The organism is Flammeovirga sp. EKP202 (assembly GCF_014534745.1).
Classification (GTDB): Bacteria; Bacteroidota; Bacteroidia; order Cytophagales; family Flammeovirgaceae; genus Flammeovirga.
Genome location: NZ_JACVVP010000004.1, coordinates 181381 through 199689 on the forward strand (window position 1 = coordinate 181381; position 18309 = coordinate 199689).

Annotated in this window: 17 protein-coding genes; 11 read left to right on the forward strand and 6 right to left on the reverse strand. The window is 34.7% G+C overall.

Features of this window, described 5'->3' with window-relative positions; genetic code table 11:
* Positions 1-41: 41 nt before the first annotated feature.
* From IC221_RS03840 to IC221_RS03850, 3 genes are all read right to left on the reverse strand, one after another.
* A complete protein-coding gene (locus tag IC221_RS03840) occupies positions 42-698 on the reverse strand; it encodes an outer membrane lipoprotein carrier protein LolA (RefSeq protein ID WP_188167688.1) in 657 nt (218 codons plus the stop codon).
* Between the two features lie 80 nt (positions 699-778).
* Positions 779-3703 carry a DNA translocase FtsK gene (locus IC221_RS03845; RefSeq protein ID WP_223241286.1) on the reverse strand — a complete coding sequence of 975 codons (2925 nt, stop codon included), beginning with the start codon at positions 3701-3703 and terminating at the stop codon, positions 779-781.
* A 227-nt stretch (positions 3704-3930) separates the two neighbouring features.
* Positions 3931-5397 carry a nicotinate phosphoribosyltransferase gene (locus IC221_RS03850; protein ID WP_188167689.1) on the reverse strand — a complete coding sequence of 489 codons (1467 nt, stop codon included), beginning with the start codon at positions 5395-5397 and terminating at the stop codon, positions 3931-3933.
* A gap of 165 nt (positions 5398-5562) precedes the next feature.
* On the opposite strand from IC221_RS03850, the gene IC221_RS03855 reads away from it, so the two are divergent.
* Both IC221_RS03855 and IC221_RS03860 read left to right on the forward strand, forming a co-directional pair.
* Positions 5563-6927, forward strand: coding sequence for a GAF domain-containing protein (locus tag IC221_RS03855; RefSeq protein WP_188167690.1), 1365 nt, complete (start codon positions 5563-5565; stop codon positions 6925-6927).
* A gap of 165 nt (positions 6928-7092) precedes the next feature.
* Positions 7093-7599 (forward strand): hypothetical protein, encoded by a 507-nt coding sequence (locus tag IC221_RS03860; RefSeq protein WP_044211025.1) that lies wholly within the window; start codon positions 7093-7095, stop codon positions 7597-7599.
* A 141-nt stretch (positions 7600-7740) separates the two neighbouring features.
* Here IC221_RS03860 and IC221_RS03865 read toward each other — a convergent pair whose 3' ends face one another.
* Entirely contained in the window at positions 7741-8154 is a 414-nt protein-coding gene (locus IC221_RS03865; protein ID WP_044211023.1) for a hypothetical protein, read from the reverse strand.
* 204 nt (positions 8155-8358) lie between these two features.
* Between IC221_RS03865 and IC221_RS03870 the strand changes: the two genes are divergently transcribed.
* Together IC221_RS03870 and IC221_RS03875 are read left to right on the forward strand one after the other, a co-directional pair.
* Positions 8359-8931: a cytochrome b/b6 domain-containing protein gene (locus IC221_RS03870; protein WP_188167691.1), complete on the forward strand. Its 573-nt coding sequence runs from the start codon at positions 8359-8361 to the stop codon at positions 8929-8931.
* A 64-nt stretch (positions 8932-8995) separates the two neighbouring features.
* Positions 8996-9151: a hypothetical protein gene (locus IC221_RS03875; RefSeq protein ID WP_188167692.1), complete on the forward strand. Its 156-nt coding sequence runs from the start codon at positions 8996-8998 to the stop codon at positions 9149-9151.
* An 84-nt stretch (positions 9152-9235) separates the two neighbouring features.
* Here IC221_RS03875 and IC221_RS03880 read toward each other — a convergent pair whose 3' ends face one another.
* Positions 9236-9934 (reverse strand): hemolysin III family protein, encoded by a 699-nt coding sequence (locus tag IC221_RS03880; protein WP_188167693.1) that lies wholly within the window; start codon positions 9932-9934, stop codon positions 9236-9238.
* A gap of 270 nt (positions 9935-10204) precedes the next feature.
* Here IC221_RS03880 and hutG point away from each other — a divergent pair, with 270 nt between their 5' ends.
* From hutG to galE, 6 genes are all read left to right on the forward strand, one after another.
* On the forward strand, positions 10205-11194 hold the full coding sequence (gene hutG, locus IC221_RS03885; protein WP_188167694.1) for a formimidoylglutamase: 990 nt from the start codon (positions 10205-10207) through the stop codon (positions 11192-11194).
* A gap of 46 nt (positions 11195-11240) precedes the next feature.
* Positions 11241-11903: a uracil-DNA glycosylase gene (gene ung / locus IC221_RS03890; RefSeq protein ID WP_188167695.1), complete on the forward strand. Its 663-nt coding sequence runs from the start codon at positions 11241-11243 to the stop codon at positions 11901-11903.
* Between the two features lie 148 nt (positions 11904-12051).
* Complete coding sequence (locus IC221_RS03895; protein WP_188167696.1) at positions 12052-12915, forward strand: ABC transporter permease; 864 nt, start codon at positions 12052-12054, stop codon at positions 12913-12915.
* A 10-nt stretch (positions 12916-12925) separates the two neighbouring features.
* Complete coding sequence (locus IC221_RS03900) at positions 12926-13291, forward strand: translation initiation factor (protein WP_188167697.1); 366 nt, start codon at positions 12926-12928, stop codon at positions 13289-13291.
* A gap of 326 nt (positions 13292-13617) precedes the next feature.
* On the forward strand, positions 13618-15207 hold the full coding sequence (locus IC221_RS03905) for a S8 family peptidase (protein ID WP_188167698.1): 1590 nt from the start codon (positions 13618-13620) through the stop codon (positions 15205-15207).
* Positions 15208-15269: 62 nt separating this feature from the next.
* Entirely contained in the window at positions 15270-16304 is a 1035-nt protein-coding gene (gene galE, locus IC221_RS03910; RefSeq protein ID WP_188167699.1) for a UDP-glucose 4-epimerase GalE, read from the forward strand.
* Positions 16305-16371: 67 nt separating this feature from the next.
* Here the strand turns inward: galE and IC221_RS03915 are convergent, their stop codons facing one another.
* Complete coding sequence (locus IC221_RS03915; protein WP_188167700.1) at positions 16372-17250, reverse strand: YicC/YloC family endoribonuclease; 879 nt, start codon at positions 17248-17250, stop codon at positions 16372-16374.
* Between the two features lie 192 nt (positions 17251-17442).
* Between IC221_RS03915 and IC221_RS03920 the strand changes: the two genes are divergently transcribed.
* The gene (locus IC221_RS03920; RefSeq protein ID WP_188167701.1) at positions 17443-18279 is read left to right on the forward strand and encodes an alpha/beta hydrolase; all 837 of its coding nucleotides are present in this window, start codon (positions 17443-17445) and stop codon (positions 18277-18279) included.
* The last annotated feature ends 30 nt before the right edge of the window (positions 18280-18309 follow it).

Genomic DNA, 18309 nt, shown 5'->3' on the forward strand with positions numbered 1-18309 from the left:
GTGACTTGATACGTTTTTTTATGCTTAATATTTTGCATTGACTATCTTAAATCAACTACTTCAACATCAGGGTGAGAAGCAGTGTTAAATTTGAAGTCGCTATCTGAAACAGAAACGTTTTTATCGAAGTTGTTGATTACATATACATACTTCATTAAGTTCCCTTTTTCATACATTTCCCATTTTACCAACTCTTTCGTAGAAGATTTGATATACATTCTAATACGGAAATAATTAATGTCTAAACTTTTATCTGGGCTAAGATCAATAACATCTAAACCATTCTCTTTACCTGTATATAAGTACTTAAAGTTTTTTTGATATAACGTGTAAATTTGAGAAGGTGAACCCGTTAAACTTTCATCGTCTCCTTCAGCAGATTCAATAGTAACCTCTTCCATTTCTTGATCATATCTATATACATTTTTAGTGTCACTGTAAATAGTTTGACCATCTAATTGAAGCTGATATTTATTTCCACTGATAATTGCTTTCATATCAATATCACCTAATTTTCCTTCACTTGTACTGATGGCTTCTTGGTGAACGTCAGCACTAAATGCATCAAGTCCTTGATAAAAATTACTCATTTCATCTAATATCTTCTTTGCTTTTTCATCTTGCTGAGCGAATAAAGATTGAGTAGAAATAAATAAAAAAGAAAGTAATACGAATATATATTTTTTTGTGGTTGTCATGCTAAATTATGATTCTATTTTGTTCAGTTTTTTGTTATAGCCTATTTAAACGTAAAAAGAAGGGTAAAATGTTTCAAACTTTATTCTAATGTTCTTAAAAGAACTTCAAGATCCATTTCAGTTTTTACATTTACTTGTCTTGCTTTACTGCCTTCAAATGGCCCAACAATTCCAGCTGCTTCCAATTGATCAATAATTCGGCCAGCTCTATTATATCCTAAACTTAATTTTCGTTGAATTAATGATGTACTCCCTTGCTGATGTCTTACAAGTAAACGTGCTGCTTCTTCGAAAAGATCATCTCTATCGTCAACACTTCTTCCACCAGCATCTTTACCTGCTGGCTGTTCTTCTTCGAACTCTGGTAACATATATGCTGTAGCGAAGCCTGTTTGATCCGCAATGAAATCACAAAGCTTTTCTACCTCATCAGTGTCAATGAAAGCACATTGCAAACGAGTAATATCATTACCAGTAGATAATAACATATCACCCATACCAATTAATTGATCGGCTCCTCCAGCATCTAAGATCGTTCTTGAGTCAATCTTAGAAGTTACTCTAAATGAAATTCGTGCAGGGAAGTTGGCTTTGATCATACCCGTAATGACGTCTACAGAAGGACGTTGAGTGGCAACCACTAAGTGTATACCAATTGCTCTGGCTAATTGTGCCAAACGAGCAATAGGGCCTTCAATTTCCTTACCTGCTGTCATCATCAAGTCAGCCAATTCATCAATTACTAATACAATGTATGGTAGGAAACGGTGTCCTTTTTTAGGATTAAGTCTTCTACTATTGAATTTTGCATTGTATTCTTTGATGTTTCTAACTCCTGCAGATTTCAATAAAGAGTAACGCATATCCATTTCTGTACATAGTGAATTCAAGATATGGATTGCCTTTTTAGTATCTGTAATAATAGCTTCCTCTGCATCAGGTAAACTAGCAAGGAAGTGTCTTTCAATTTTATTAAATAGTGAAAGTTCTACCTTTTTAGGATCTATCATTACAAATTTCAACTCCGAAGGATGCTTCTTATAGAGTAAACTACTCAGAAGAACATTGATACCAACTGATTTACCTTGACCTGTAGCACCTGCCATCAAAACGTGAGGCATTTTTGCAAGGTCCGTCACAAATACTTCATTGGAGATCGTACGGCCAAAAGCGATTGGAAGGTCCATTTTTGCTTTTGCAAATTTTTCGGTTGCTAAAACTGAAGAAATAGAAACCATTTCTCTATTACTATTTGGTACTTCAATACCAATAGTACCTCTACCAGGAATAGGAGCAATGATACGAATACCTAAAGCTGATAAGCTTAGTGCAATATCATCTTCGAGGTTACGGATCTTTGAAATTTTAATGCCTACCTCTGGTACAATTTCATAAAGGGTAACTGTGGGACCAATCGTCGCACTGATAGATGAAATGCCTATTTTGAAATGTCTTAAGGTATTTACAATGCGTTCTTTATTCTCTTCAAGCTCCTCTTTAGTAACCTTTGCTTTATTTTCAACAGGAGGATTTAAAAGCTCCAAGCTAGGGTGTCTATAATGACTTAAATCGAGCTTAGGATCATACTCATCCAAATCTTCCACCTGAATGAAATGTTCCTCTTCTTCTTCATCAAATTGAATATTCAAATCAGCTTTGTCTACATCATCAGTGTTGGAGACATTACTCAATTGATGAGGATCTATCGATTTGTCTACCTTTGGTGCCGGAGCAGGTGGATCTAAGGCGATAGGATCTGATTTTTTATTTTCTTTTTCTAATTCATAAGAAGGAGCAGGCTCTGCTTCTTTAGAAGTAGAAGCAGGAATTTCTTGTTTCGGAGGAACCGGAGGTAATGGTTCTTGCTTTGACTTTTGAGTTCTATGTTCAGAATAGTTTTGTGATGGTGGAACCGGAGTAGCTTCACCTACTTGAACATGCTCTACTTGAATGTTGACGTCAACAGAAATTGGATCTACCTTAATTTGTTGAGGTGTATTTTGATCTTGTTTCTCTTCCTCAATTACAGCAGGCGGAGTGATATCAGAGTGAGGTATGATTTCAGCAGGAGTTGGGGTGTCTTTTTCTAAAATAGTATTGACAATCTCATTTTCTAATGCCGTATCTCTTTCTTCTGCTACCTCCTCTTCTTCAATTTCATTCTTAACTTCTGCTTCCACTGAATCTTCTAAAGTAGTATCAACATTGTCTTGAATCTCTTCTTCTTCTGTTTCTTCAATGTTTTCTGAAGGTGGTGGTGTTGAAGTAATAGGCTCTTCTACATTATTCTTAGTCACTCTTCCGATTAGAGAAGTGACTTTTTTAAACTTTGTGATATAAACTGTATGGATTAAAACCGATAAAATCAGTAAAATTACGGTTCCCCACCCAATCAAACTGTAAAGTCCGTCAGCTACAGTAAAACCAATTTTACCACAGAGAAAACCCAAGAAATTAGGAGAGTCATTGACAACTACAAAGTAGCCGAGCAAAATACTACTCCACATCATGTAAAACAGACAGATATAAGATAGCTTTCTAAATCGGATTAATTTTCCTTTACCCAAAGTGAATAATTCATATCCGCCAATAAAAAGCATTGGAATCAATAATGCTGTACCTACACCAAATAGGTTGTAGATCAATAAGTGAGACAAAGATGCACCCAAAAGGCCAAGCCAGTTTTGCACCTCTTTACCAGATGAAATTAAATTGCTAATTCCACCAACATTTTCAATGACGCTTTGATCTGCTTTACCCGTGAAAATAAAAGAGAATAAAGCAAGGAATGTATATATGGAAAGGAACATTAAAGATAACCCAAGGCTTGTCTTCAATCTAGGATCACTAAACTTATTGTTACTGATTGATATGCTTGGCATTTTCACTCTTGAAGGCCTTTCCGTTCTTTCTTCATGTGGGGTAGCAGAAGTGGGTTGAACGGTAGCATTGGGTTTATATATGTTCTTTCTAATATTTCTATTTCTTTTTGCTTCTGAAGCCATATAGTAATTTGCTTAACGCTAACAGTTAAAAAAATTAATTACAGAAATAGTGATCTCTTTCAACGCTGGATTATTAACTAAATAGTTTATCGTTAATAATTCTATTGCATTTTCACTCTTCTTCCGATATCAAAAATTGATTATGCAATGTATCTTACAAAAATCCTATCACTATCTACCCAAAATTAGGGTTTTCTATTGTTAATCGAAATTTTCTCTGTTGATAATTACTTTAAATTATTGATAACCTCCAATTTTAATTCATATAAGCCTTTTTCAAGCCCTACAGGGTATTCGTGTGGATTATAAAAACGCTTGATACTATTGTCAAATCGGCTTAATTCGGTTAAAGTTTTTTCTTTTGAAGTATGAATACTAGGTTTTTCATACACTAATTTTCCTCCATCGAAAATTTGAATCAATAAGTCTTCTCCTTGGTCTTTTTCAGTGATTTTTTTCGATCGAATACCATTATTAGGATCGATTAATGTACAATTTTCACTCATCGAAAATTCTTCATTGTAAATACCATCAGCACTATATTTCCCTTTATCATCTCTAAATCGTCTAATTTGTAATATTCCGGGTGTTGAAATTTTATTGACCTGTTCCGATAATTTTACTTTGTAATCGAATTGCCCTTTCTCATTTTCAATTGCTCCAAGCTTATAGACACCTCCTAATGCAGGTTGATCATATGCCGTTACAAGTTTAGTACCTACTCCCCAAACATTAATTTTTGCATCTTGTTCTTTTTTTAAGTTGTTGATCAAATATTCATCTAAGTCATTACTTGCTACAATATTAGCTTTTGGGAATCCGCCATCATCCAAAAGCTTTCTAGCTTCTATACTTAAATAGGACAAATCTCCTGAGTCAAGGCGGATACCTATCATTTCATATCCTTTTTCTCTTAATTCCAATCCCACTTTGATGGCTTTTTTTACACCTTCTAGGGTGTTGTAGGTGTCAACTAGAAAAATGCAATTTGTAGGCATTGCTTCAGCATAAGCTTTAAATGCTTTTAATTCATCATCATATGACATTATCCACGAGTGTGCATGAGTTCCTTTAACAGGAATATCCAACAATTTTGCAGCTAATACATTTGAAGTAGCATCAAAACCACCAATATAAGCCGCTCTTGTAGCCGCAATTCCCCCGTCTATACCTTGTGCTCTCCTTAATCCAAATTCTAACAAAGTATCCTCTTGAGCAGCTATTCTTAATCGGGCCGCTTTAGTAGCAATTAATGTTTGGAAATTGACAATGTTTAAAATAGCCGTTTCTAATAACTGACACTCAATTAAATTACCTTCCACTCTTATAAACGGTTCATTTGGGAAAATTGCTCTTCCTTCTTCAACAGCGTAAACATTCACGGATAGTTTAAGGTTGGACAAATAATCTAAAAACCCTTTTTCAAATAATGGTTGATCATTATTGTCCTTTTGTTGAGCAAGAAAAGCAATATCATCGGGAGTGAATTCAAACTGATTGATGTAATCTATCACATATCCTAAGCCTGCACAAATTGCATAACCGCCTTTAAAAGGAGCTTTTCTAAAGTATCCATGGAAAACGGCTTTTTGTTCACCTTTACCTTGCTTCCAATACCCATAAGCCATGGTGATTTGATAGAAATCGGTCAATAAAGTCAGTGATGTTTTGTATAAGTCTTTTGAAATATTCATTTGTGCATGATTTTTATACTAAAGAAAAATGAATTTACGTTTCTTTTTTGAGTGATAAAATAACATAAGTTTTTAAGTACATTTGTTACAGGAACTTTTTATTTTATGAAATGAGCGAAGAGAAGAGGGGAAGCGAACTATAGCAGAGCGTTTAATTTTTAATATATGAACATTTTTCAGCAGATATTTTCAATAGGTTTAGATAAAAATATTCAAGGGATTACAAGAGAGAAGGTGATCACATCCAATCAGTTTGCCTTTTACCTGACCTTTTTTCAGATGTTTTATCTTATACTTTCGATCATGAAAGCCCCTGTACTAATGCAGTGGCCATTGATGGGTATTCTGGGAAATTTGGTTGTACTTACTTTGAACCACCTTCGATTATTTCAGGTATCAAGGGTGATTTTATGTTTAGTACCAATGAGTATCGTAATCATCTATAATTCTTATCTAACACCTGAGGGGGCAAACCCTCGTACATCAGGATTTATTGTTGCAATGGTTCACTTATTGATTCCATTCTTAATTTTTGATGTTAGAGAGAAAAAATTTCAATGGTCCTTATTTATTATTTTGGCAGGTTTCTTATTGTCAATGTTCAAATTACAAGATGTTCTGAACGACCCATTGATTGACTACGATACACTTTACGCCCCAAATTCCACTCGTGGAGCTTATTTAGGTTTGTTAGGTATGGGTATTCTGATGCTGTTAATGCAGAGAGAAAGAATGAGTTACCGTTTAGAGTCTGAACGATTAAACCGCGAGAGCATTGCAAGAAATATAGAGCTTGAAAAATCAGATAAAGAACTTCGTGAAGTGTTGGAGAAAGTTCAGATTACAAAAATAGAAGATGAACAAAGAACTTGGACCACACAACGACTTGCAGAGTTTAATGATTTAACGAGAACGGTAGAAAACTTAGACGATCTTATTGATCATTCGACAAGCTTCTTGGCTAAAGTTTTAGATTTGAATCAGGTTGCTGTTTTCTCAAGAGTAGAAGACAAAGAAAGAGGGGATTACCTGAGGAGGCAGTCTGTTTATGCTTATGATCGTAAAAAATATTTGAACTCAAATAAAATAGAACAAGGCGAAGGTCTCATAGGTCAATGCTTCTTGGAAAAAAAACCTATTGTATTAGAAGATGTTCCATCAGGTTATTTGAATATCAGTTCTGGCCTTGGAGATATTACCGCTTCATTTGTGGCTATCTATCCTTTAAAAGCTTATGATAAGGTCGAAGGGGTCATAGAAATAGCTAGTTTTAAAGTTCTCGAAAAATATAAATTAGAATTCCTTTCTAGAGTTTGTGAAAGTCTAGCGATCACCATTTTAAATAAACTTGCATCCGAAAAACTAAAAGAATTGCTTGCGATATCACAACAGCAGGCAGAACAAATGAGGTCACAAGAAGAGGAGATGAGACAAAACCTAGAAGAGATGCAAGCAACTCAGGAGGAAATGAAGAGAAATGAGGACTTTTATCAAACTGAATTAAGTAGAATTCGAAAACAAGGAGAGTAATTAAAGTATCTAAAAATCAGTAACTTATAATTTTAATTTGTAATTACTCGCCTATTACTCTTGTAGATTGGTAGAGTTTATATACTTTTGTATTGTCAAGACGATAAAAACATACTTTTTTTTTTAGTCAGACTCTTTCAATTATAATCTTTAAAAATTAATCCAATGAGCGTAAATTTATACAATGACAATTTAGTACCTGTAGGGGAAAAATTAAGAAATCAACCAATAGGAGTTGTTTACAGTTCTGAAACTTATGGAGCTGGAGAAACAAAGATGTCTTTATTCTCAAAAGAGCAAAAAGAGCAGTTAGATGCGATTTGTGATAGAATTTTGATGAATTTAACAGCTAATCCTGACCGAATGTATAGAATCTCATTGGAAGGTAGAGGTCAAGCTTCAGGTGAAGCAGATGATCGTAATTTAAAGTTAGCATCATTGAGAGGTAAGTACATGAGAGATGCAGCTTACAAGTATATGTTAAGTTATGAGAAAGGTGGTCAAACTATCGCTTCTTTCGTCTTATCAGGTCAATTGACACTAAGAGTAATTGATATTAAACCTTTCTACGATGTAGACAAAGGAAGAATTCTTTGGGCAGATGGAATTGCTGGAGATGCAACATATCAAAGATCGAAATTAAATGTATATTATGAGTCCAAGTTGAGGTAACAACTGACTTGGATTTTGAAAGGTTATATATAAATAGGGCTACATTCTTTATTGAATGTAGCCCTATTTTTTTGCAAAAGTTGCAATGATGATACTGACCTAGAAATTAACCATTAACAATTAAAACATCAATTATAATCACTATGATGTCATATGGTATTGTTCGCCATTCCAAATAACTGATAGACCTCCATTATATTCTGTAATGGAAACAGATTTTTTGGTATCGTCTTTTTTGTAAAAAGTGATTACACTAGGTGTATTCGCATTATACTTTGGTTCATAGCCATGTAAGACTTCTCTGTGTTCAGAACCGCTTTTATCCATGAATTTTAAGACGAGATCTCCAGAAACTTTATCATAGGAAATACTAACATTTACTTCAGAAGAATGTCTAAACTCGACGATATAGAGTTGAATTTTGTCCTCAAATTTTCCACCTTCAGTATAAAAGCTAGCGAGTAGGGGATAGTTGTCGTTTTGAACCTGTGCAAATGAATTGTAAGAGATGAAGAGTAAAGTAAAAAGTAAACTCTTTTGTAGTAATTGTTTCATGTAAGGGGTGTTTAATTGTATTGTTGTGCAGATAAAAATAGTAAATACTTATTAAAAAGACTATTAACTTTACCTTAAGTGATGTACTGTATTTCGAAATTACTAAGAAAAATCTTCTTATTATTTTGTAGAATTGTAATTACTTACACTTTTTCAGGGACAATCTAGTATTGTCACAATATTTAATATTACACCTCAAGCACAATGACAAATAGAAACTTCAGTCTATCTCATCGCCTACTTCACTGGCTGATAGCATTTACGATGCTCTTTATTTTGATGACGATTTTCCTTCGAGAAAATTGGATGAGCAAGTACTATATGCGTGATGTAATTCTAAACTATTTAGGAACATTCGATATCGAAATCACAAAAGATCAAGCTATGAAAGTTGCCAAAGCTATTCGTGGTAACATGTGGCAGTGGCACATCAATGCAGGCTATCTATTGATTGGTCTTTATGTATTAAGACTTCTCACGAATGCAAAAGAAAAAGGAATAAAGCTAAACTTCCTGTCTTCAAATGATATGACTGGCAGAGAAAAAGTAGAAGGATGGGTTTATTTCATTTTTTATGTTTGTATCGCTGGTTCTTTGATCACGGGAATGAGCTTAATTTATGATATTGGAGATCATGAATTAATGGAGGATATGCATAAGCTATCACTTTATTATTTAGTGAGTTTTATCGTGATTCACTTCTTTGGTATTGTTGTGGGTGAATTGAGAGATAAGAAAAACATTGTCTCTAAAATGATTCACGGTAAAAACAACTAAGAATGATTTGAAAGGTGACTTTCGTCATGTATATTTGTAGTACTCGAACCTAAAATATACCACTATGCAAGGAGAAGGAATAATATATAAGATACTATTTATCATCACTCTGAGTACAGTATTTCCAATGATAGGATATTACTTGGACTACAGACATAAACGTAAAATGTTTAGACAGCATCCTTCTCAAAAAGGAAAGTCTGTTCAAGAGAATAAATAAGGTGACGTAGTGCACACAAAACAGCCCTGTAACTATTATAAAGTTACAGGGCTGTTGTATTTTATGACATGTGTGCTATTGTTTCTAGAAGATATAAAGATAATATCCATAATATATCAGTCCTGCTCCCACCATTACAAAGATGTGCCAGACCGCATGATTATATCTTAGCTTTCTCCATAAATAAAATGGAACGCCCAGTGTATAAGCTAAGCCTCCTGCTATAATCCATTGCATACCTTCTCCTAAGGCTTCTAACATTTCAGGAAATACAAAAACACCTACCCATCCCGTTAGTAAATACAGGGTGATGGAAACCCATTGGTAGCGGTCTGCAACAATCATTTTGAATATAGTACCAAGAATGGCAATCACCCAAATCACAATGAAAAGTTCAGTTCCACCTTGATGAGGTATTTCGATCAGACACATAGGCGTGTATGTACCAGCAATGAGCCAATAAATAGCAGAGTGGTCTAAAATGACTAATGTTTTAGTGTAGTTGTCGTCTGAGTGAAGGTGAAGAAGTGTTGAGCAAGTAAATAAAATGATCATACTTCCTCCAAAAAGGATCGCAGAGATGATGTATTTAGGGTCATTGGCATCTATTTGATTGAGTAGGATTGCTAATCCCACTGCACTTAGTAGTGCTGCAATACCGTGTGTTATGCTATTGACGACTTCCTCTTCGGGGGTGTCGCGAGGTATTTCTAGTTCATCTGCGGTAGAGGCTTGGTTAAGTTCGTCGTTTTCTAAAGTGGATGTATAAGAAAGTTTCTTCATGGGATAATTATATTTATCAGAGATAGGTTCAGGGTGATGAAATTTAATGCGTCATCTATTAATATTATGACAATTATGTTAGATGAGTAGCCAAAATAATTTTTTAGTATGCACAACAGGTGAATGTTAATTAAACTTTTTGAATGGGTTATTGGAATTAATATACATAATTTTTCTATCCTAAACAACCTTTTTGTTAATTTGTGAATCGCTAAAAACTCATTTTAGTTGAATTAAAAAAAATATTAGAAAAATACAATATATAAATACATGATAGACCATAGATACCTAGCAACAAACCCTTCAATCTGGACTGGAAGAATAGATGGAGAAACATATGATGTTTTTAGATGGCATCAGAAGGTTCAAGTTGTCAACTTGGAAACGGAAGAGATGCCGACTTTGCAAGAAGGAGAATCAGGGGTAGCTATTATTGGATTCATGTGCGATGAAGGTGTTAAGAGGAATAATGGTAGAGTAGGTGCATTGGATGGACCTTACGCAATGAGAAAAGTAAGTGCTAACTTGCCCGTTCATTTCCCTGAATCAGTACATCTTTTGGATCTTGGGAATATTCAATGTGTTGATGAGGACTTAGAAGGTGCTCAGGAAGCTTTGGGTAAAGTGATTGAAATGGTCTTGACGAAAGGTTATAGACCACTTGTGTGGGGTGGTGGTCATGAAATCGCTTATGCTCACTATTTAGGGGTCAACGCGTATATGAATAAAGTACACCCAGGAAAGAGATTAGGTATCATTAATTTCGATGCTCATTTTGATTTAAGAGAGCCGAACCCACTTCCTAGTTCGGGTACGCCTTTCTATCAAATAGCTCAAAAGCAACAAGAGCAAAATAAATCGTTCAATTATTTAGTGATTGGTATTCAGAAAAACAGCAATACACAAAAACTTTATGATACGGCTAACGAACTTAATGTAAAATACATCACCGGTAGAAGATTATCAGAAGCTGACAAAGTGGGAACAACTCATAAGTTGAGTGCCTTTTTGGATAGTGTTGATTTTGTTTATCAAACTACTTGTATGGATGTGTTTGCAGCACATTATGCTCCAGGTGTAAGTGCATCTGCCTACAATGGGGTTGAGCCTAACCCTACTTTTATGAGATTGTTCAAGAAGGTGTACAAAAGTGGTAAAGTCATTTCATCAGACATCGCCGAATTGAACCCACGTTTAGATATTGATAAGCGTACCGCGAAACTTGCAGCAGCCTTATCATTCGAAATTGTAAAAGCATAAACTATAAATAATATGGAGTTGCCAATAGGTAACTCCCTTTTCATATATGGAAGTAAGAATAGAAACATCTTGGAAGGATAAACTAAATACGGAGTTTGAACAACCCTACTTTGCAAACCTTGTTCAGTTTGTAAAACAAGAGTATGCCACCAAAACAATTTTCCCTCCCGCAGGTAAGATTTTTAATGCCTTTGACCACTGTTCTTTTGATAAGGTGAAAGTTGTAATTTTAGGGCAAGACCCTTACCATGGAGAAGGACAAGCCAATGGTTTATGCTTTTCTGTCAGTGATGGAATCAAACAACCTCCTTCATTGGTCAATATTTTTAAGGAAATTGAAGCTGATTTAGGTATTCCTAGACCTGCCTCTGGTAATTTAGAACGTTGGGCAGACCAAGGTGTATTATTATTGAACGCAACTCTTACGGTAGAAGCTCATAAAGCGGGATCGCATCAAAACAAAGGTTGGGAGCAATTTACAGATGCTGTGATTGAAAAAGTAGCCAATGAAAAAGAAGGTGTAGTATTTTTCCTTTGGGGTTCCTATGCTCAGAAAAAAGGAAGAGTCATCGATCCTAAAAAACATCTTATTTTAAAGTCTGTACATCCTTCACCTTTGTCAGCACATAGAGGTTTCTTTGGAAATCAACAATTCCAGCAAGCCAATAATTACCTGGAACAACAGGGTAAAACACCAATTAATTGGTAATTAAGTACTAAGGCGAAATTATTTAATACTAATTCTATTTTTGACTTAGTACTTAACACGAACTACTAACTTTTATCGTTGATACATTGTAGGCCATTGAGCCCACAAGTGGAACTTATCCCCTAATTGCAAAATTTTTAATAGACCAATGAAGAAAAAAATCGTTGGAAGTTATCCTTATACTAACGTACTATTCAGTATCTCAGCAGCATTATTTATGATCGCTCTGTTTGGGCTTTTTGCTATTGGAACTAAAAGATTAGCCAATAGACTATCAAGTGGAATAGAGATGCAAGTGATTTTAGACAAGGACATGACAGAGCAGGAGCAAGAAAGCTTAGCCGCTTCGATTCAAAACTTTTCTTTTGTTTCAAAAGAAGAAGCACCGCAGTTTATCAGTAAAGAATCAGCAGCTGAAATAATGATCGAAACTACAGGTGAAGATTTTGTACGTTTTCTTGGTGAAAACCCTTTAAGAGATGCTTTTGCTGTACGTGTTGACGTTGGGGTTGAAACAAGTGCCTTGGAAGATGTTAAGTATCAATTGGGGTCTTTAACAGGAGTTTATGAAGTGGTTTACACTAAAAATATGCTTCAGAATATCAGAGGAAATATGCGAACAATTGGTTTTGTTGTCATTGCGTTATCCTTGATATTTTTCTCAACGGCTATCATCTTAATCAACAATTCGATTCGATTAGCCCTTTATTCCCAACGATTTTTAATTCGTTCGATGCAACTTGTAGGGGCCACACAAATTTTCATTAAACAACCCTTTTTGATCAGAGGAGCAATTCAGGGAGCCATCGGTGGTGGAATTGCTTCATTATGTTTGGCGTTGGTGGCGGCATCAGCAATTGCCTCCATGCCAGAATTGGTTTATCTGATCTCTTCAAAAGATATTGGGTTTATTTGTATATTAGCGGTCATTTTGGGATCTTTAGTAGTAGTCTCAAGTGTATACTTTTCAATAAGTAAATATTTAAAGTTAAAGTTAGACGACCTGTATTAATCGAACAATCATGGGGAGAAAAAATAATAATGACGGAGGCGATTGGAAAGATCGTTTAGGTGTAGTTTTCAGTACTGATCCTGATTATGAATATGAAACAGAATCAGATTTCGAGGAAGAAACATTACCACCCAACCAACAAGACTTAAGAGTAATGTTGGATCGTAAAAATAGAAAAGGAAAATCAGCCACTTTAGTGACAGGTTTTGTGGGGAGTGATGATGATTTAAAGGATTTAGCCAAAACGCTGAAATCAAAATGCGGCGTTGGAGGAAGTGCTAAAGATGGAGAAATTATCATTCAGGGCGACTTCAGAGACAAGGTCATGGAACTGTTGAAAGCAGCAGGATACAAGGCTAAAAAATCTGGGGGTTAAAAAAACAAATATAAAGACTTGTTGTTGTGAAAAGTTGTATTTTTACACTAATAAATAAGATATGAATGGACCTCGATCTATAATTTTTGTAGAAAGAGGTTTTTTCTTATTTAATGAATTTTTTTATCTATTGTCAGTTTACTAGCTTTAAATAGAGATTCCCATTATTAAAGTGCATTGTAAACCAAATTTGATCCATGATAAGATAAGTGATGATCATTAAAAGAATCATGGTTTTAAAATGGATGTTATTTGAAGATGAGCATAACTATGTTTACAATGTGTATAGTACTTATCATAAAATCTGAAGATATTGACTTTTTATTATGAAAAAGACACTTTTTACCATATTTCTATTCCATATATCTATGTTGCTCTCTGCACAAGAAACCTTCCATCTTGTACAGTTTCACGATAAAGCATCAACCACTTTTAGTTTATCCAATCCGGAGGAATATCTTTCAGCGTCAGCGATTAATAGAAGAACATCAATGGATATCGCAATTGATTCTTCAGACTTACCTGTTGTACAATCTTACATTGATGATGTTGCATCGACAGGTGCTAAAATATGGCACCCCTTAAAATGGTTCAATGCCGTAATTGTCAGTAATGCAGATCCCGTTGAAATCGAGAAAATTGAATCCGTATCTAAAGTGATGGACATGTCAGATAAATCGATGGGGGGGATAGAGAGAGATTTAAAATCAAAAGTGTATGACTATGGTAAATCGGAACAACAAAATGCTCTTTTGGGGATTGATAAAATGCATGAAGATGGTTATAAAGGGGAAGGAATCCACATTGCAGTTTTAGATGCAGGATTTCGTAATTACTCTTCTAATCCATTTTTTGAAGATTTGATTTTAGGCGAATCTTTTGATTTCTATGATAAAAATTCAGAGGTTGCTGATGATCATTCACACGGAGCTGATGTTCTATCTACAATGGCCGCATTTGATGAAGGAAGTTATGTAGGTGGAGCCCCTGAAGCGACATATTACCTATACAGAACAGAAAATACAGCCTTTGAAAGTAGAATTGAGGAACTAATGTGGGTCGCTGCAGCAGAGCGTGCTGATTCTATTGGTGTAGATATTATCCAAAGTTCTTTGGGATATTATGATTTTGATGATGCCACACAAAATTATACTCATGATGATTTAACGGGACATAAAGCATGGATCACCATAGGTGCAAACCATGCTTATTCAAAAGGTATTTTGGTAGTTTCATCTGCTGGAAATGAAGGTGGAGGTAATTGGAAGAAAATATCATTTCCTGCTGATTCACCTTTTGTATTGACGGTAGGTTCTGTAAACAGTTCTACTCTTAAAAAAGCATTCTCAAGCTCTGTAGGTCCTTCAGCTGATGGACGTGTAAAGCCGGATGTTATGGCAGTCGGAGAAGGAGCATGGGTAGTAAGATCAACTGGAGAGGTAAAAACCTCTAACGGAACATCATTTTCAGCACCACAAATGGCAGCATTGTGTGCAGGTTTACTGCAAGCATTGCCTGAAGGTACAATGCCTATGGATGTAATTTCTAGGTTGAGAAGATCAGGAGATAACTTTTCATCACCGGATACATTGTATGGCTATGGAGTTCCAAATTATAAAAGAGCTTTGCTGGTAACAGGTTTAGAAGAAAATGAAAGCTTATTTAAGAAAGTAAAAATATACCCCAACCCGGTGGATGGAACAACGGTTAAAGTTGAATTACCATCTAAATTGAAAAGGGTGGAATTAGAGTTTGTATGGTATACAATGGCAGGGCAGCCCATAGAGAAATTGGAACGTAAGAACGATTCTGCTGTCATCTCTCTAGATCTACCTTCAGGCTATAGAGGACAATACTTATTATTAAGAGTATCTACCGAAGAATATTATAAGACCTATAAAGTGAAAGTGAATTAATTTGATCTTATTAGAGTTAGAATTATTAGGTCAAATCATCTTAAGATTAATTTTTAAATAAAATGTCAAAAAATCAAGTATTAGTAACAGGAGGAACTGGCTACATCGGTTCTCATACAGTTGTTGAACTTCAGAATCAAGGTTATGAAGTAATAATAGTTGATGATTTATCCAACTCAGAAATAGAAGTTGTTGATAGAATAGAAAAAATAACAGGCCAAAGACCCTTTTTTGAAGAGCTCAACTTAGTCAACGAAAGTGGTGTTGAAGCTTTGTTTGAAAAATATCCAAATATCGGTTCTGTAATTCACTTTGCCGCTTTTAAAGCAGTGGGTGAATCCGTAAAAGAACCGTTGAAATACTACCAAAATAATATCTGTTCATTGATCAATTTATTGAACAGCATGAAGAAGTACAAAGTGGAAAATATGGTATTTTCGTCTTCTTGTACGGTTTATGGTCAGCCTGATGATTTGCCTGTAACTGAGTCGGCAAAAGTGCAACCTGCTGAATCTCCATATGGTAATACAAAACAGATCTGCGAAGAGATTTTGAGAGATACGGTCAAAGCTTTTCCTGAGATAAAAGCGATTGCACTTCGTTATTTTAATCCTGTAGGAGCACATTCTTCAGCATTGATTGGAGAGTTGCCAAAAGGAGTTCCTCAAAACTTGGTGCCGTTTATTACGCAAACAGCCATTGGCCTTAGAGAACAATTATCTGTTTTCGGTGATAATTACAATACACCTGACGGTTCAGCAATTCGCGATTACATTCATGTAGTTGATTTGGCTAAAGCTCATATTATTGCGGCAGAACGTTTGATAGACAAGAAGAACGAAGAGGGATATGAATTCTTTAACTTGGGTACAGGAACAGGTTCTTCAGTGTTAGAAGTGATCAATGCTTTTGAAAAAATAAATGACATTCCTGTCAATTATAAAATTGTAGATCGTAGAGAAGGAGATGTAGAACAAATTTGGGCAGATACAACGATTGCCAATGAGATTTTAGGCTGGAAGGCTCAAAGTGGAATTGATGAGATGATGGAGTCTGCTTGGAAATGGGAACAAGCAATTAGAAAAGGAAATGCATAAGCTGCATTAATAACCTGAGTTCGATAAAAAAGGCATTATTCTGATTGATGAATAATGCCTTTTCTTTTTATAGAATATTTAGATTCTGTTCTTTAATTTTTTCCAACTCATCTTTCATATTCACCACAATTTTTTGAATATCGACGTCATTGGCTTTAGAACCTATTGTATTAATTTCTCTACCGATTTCCTGTGCAATAAAACCAAGTTTTTTACCGTTTGATTTTGGTTGCTCTAAAGTCTGAATAAAGTATTTTAAGTGCTGAGAAAGCCTTACTTTTTCCTCATTGATATCTAATTTTTCAATATAGAAAATCAATTCTTGCTCAAATCTATTGGCATCAAAGTTTTCGTTATTCTCAAACTCAGCAATTTGATTTCTCAATCTCTCTTTTAATCGCTCAATTCTTTGAGGGTCTAACTCTACTACTTTCTCAAGGTATTCAGTAATCTTCACTACGGCACTTCTTAGTGCCTGTTCTAAAGCATTACCTTCCTCTGTTCTAAATTCTATTGTTTTAGTAATTGCTTCTAAAATACCTTCATTGATAATAGGCCAATCTTCTTTGGTAATATCTTCTTGGTTTTCCTTTGAAAAAACCTCAGGCATATTCATAACTATTTCCAAAAGATTATTTGAGTCCGTATCTAAATCTTCAGAAATACTCTTTAAGCTATTGTAATAACTTTTGATCACTTCTGTATTTAGCGAAGCCGTTAAACTTTCAGAACGTTTAGAAACATAATTCAAGATCAGGAGAATTTTACCTCTTTGAAGTTTTGAACTTAATAAATTTCTTAACTCAATTTCCTTGTCTGAAAAAGTTGATGACATTTTAATATTGCAATCAGCATTCTTAGAATTAAGTGTTTTAATTTCTATTGAAGCACTGAAATGCTCGTTTTCTATTGCTACTTGGCCGAAGCCAGTCATCGATTGTATCATAGGTGAGTTTTATACTTTAAAAAAAACTTCTGTAAATATACTCTATTCTCCTTACCTTATTATTATCCAAAAGAATAATATTACTAATTATAACTTTTAAACCATGAAAAAGGATCGGTTAGGCTAGAAATCATCAAAAATTATTATCTTTTACTAATTTTTTGAAATACGAATAATCACTAAATTATTAAAATGAAATCTTTTGAATACTCTTGGCAAACAGCAGATAATATAGATATATACGGGAAATGTTGGTTACCTGAAGATGAAAAGCCTAAAGCTATTATTGCTATGATTCATGGTTTTGGCGAACATATTGAAAGGTATGCTCACGTTGCTGCTTTTTTTAATGAAAATAATTATGGTTTTATAGGTTATGACCAAAGAGGACACGGTAAGACGCCAGGTAAAAGAGGGGTTGTGCCAAGTTATGATGCTGTATTGCATAATGTAACCGAGTTGCTCTCTTTAATCAAAGAAAAGTTTCCGGATCTACCTATTTTTCTTTATGGTCATAGTATGGGCGGGAATATCGTTTCTTCATATCTATTAAAAGAAAACCCTTCTTTCTTAAAAGGAGCCATTGTGACTAGTCCTTGGTTGAGATTGGCAGTTGATCCTCCAGCTTGGCAAGAGAAAATAGGGAAATTTATAGGCGGTATTTTTAAAGATTTTGTAATTCCATCAAAGTTAAATCCTGCTGACTTATCGACTGATTTGACCGTGGGAGAGATCTATGTAAAAGATCCTTTGGTTCACAATAAGATTTGTACGGCGTTGTATTTTGGCGTAAAGGAAGCAGGGGAATGGGCTATTGAAAATGCAGGACAATTGAAAGTAAATACTTTATTGATGCATGGAGATGATGATAATATTACCTCTTATAAAGCGTCTGAAGAATTTGCGAATAAGGCTCCTTCTGAAAATATGACTTTCAAAATATGGAAAGGATTAAGGCATGAAATGCACAATGAGAAAATCAAAGAAGAGGTGTTGTCAGAGATCCTCCGTTTTATTGAAAAAAGATAAATAAAAATAGCCTCAACTACTAAATAATGT

Bases quoted from the DNA above. Each gene is read 5' to 3' on its own strand.
- IC221_RS03840 (WP_188167688.1), bottom strand. From the start codon at position 698: ATGACAACCACAAAAAAATATATATTCGTATTACTTTCTTTTTTATTT.
- IC221_RS03845 (WP_223241286.1), bottom strand. From the start codon at position 3,703: ATGGCTTCAGAAGCAAAAAGAAATAGAAATATTAGAAAGAACATATAT.
- IC221_RS03850 (WP_188167689.1), bottom strand. From the start codon at position 5,397: ATGAATATTTCAAAAGACTTATACAAAACATCACTGACTTTATTGACC.
- IC221_RS03855 (WP_188167690.1), top strand. From the start codon at position 5,563: ATGAACATTTTTCAGCAGATATTTTCAATAGGTTTAGATAAAAATATT.
- IC221_RS03860 (WP_044211025.1), top strand. From the start codon at position 7,093: ATGAGCGTAAATTTATACAATGACAATTTAGTACCTGTAGGGGAAAAA.
- IC221_RS03865 (WP_044211023.1), bottom strand. From the start codon at position 8,154: ATGAAACAATTACTACAAAAGAGTTTACTTTTTACTTTACTCTTCATC.
- IC221_RS03870 (WP_188167691.1), top strand. From the start codon at position 8,359: ATGACAAATAGAAACTTCAGTCTATCTCATCGCCTACTTCACTGGCTG.
- IC221_RS03875 (WP_188167692.1), top strand. From the start codon at position 8,996: ATGCAAGGAGAAGGAATAATATATAAGATACTATTTATCATCACTCTG.
- IC221_RS03880 (WP_188167693.1), bottom strand. From the start codon at position 9,934: ATGAAGAAACTTTCTTATACATCCACTTTAGAAAACGACGAACTTAAC.
- hutG (WP_188167694.1), top strand. From the start codon at position 10,205: ATGATAGACCATAGATACCTAGCAACAAACCCTTCAATCTGGACTGGA.
- ung (WP_188167695.1), top strand. From the start codon at position 11,241: ATGGAAGTAAGAATAGAAACATCTTGGAAGGATAAACTAAATACGGAG.
- IC221_RS03895 (WP_188167696.1), top strand. From the start codon at position 12,052: ATGAAGAAAAAAATCGTTGGAAGTTATCCTTATACTAACGTACTATTC.
- IC221_RS03900 (WP_188167697.1), top strand. From the start codon at position 12,926: ATGGGGAGAAAAAATAATAATGACGGAGGCGATTGGAAAGATCGTTTA.
- IC221_RS03905 (WP_188167698.1), top strand. From the start codon at position 13,618: ATGAAAAAGACACTTTTTACCATATTTCTATTCCATATATCTATGTTG.
- galE (WP_188167699.1), top strand. From the start codon at position 15,270: ATGTCAAAAAATCAAGTATTAGTAACAGGAGGAACTGGCTACATCGGT.
- IC221_RS03915 (WP_188167700.1), bottom strand. From the start codon at position 17,250: ATGATACAATCGATGACTGGCTTCGGCCAAGTAGCAATAGAAAACGAG.
- IC221_RS03920 (WP_188167701.1), top strand. From the start codon at position 17,443: ATGAAATCTTTTGAATACTCTTGGCAAACAGCAGATAATATAGATATA.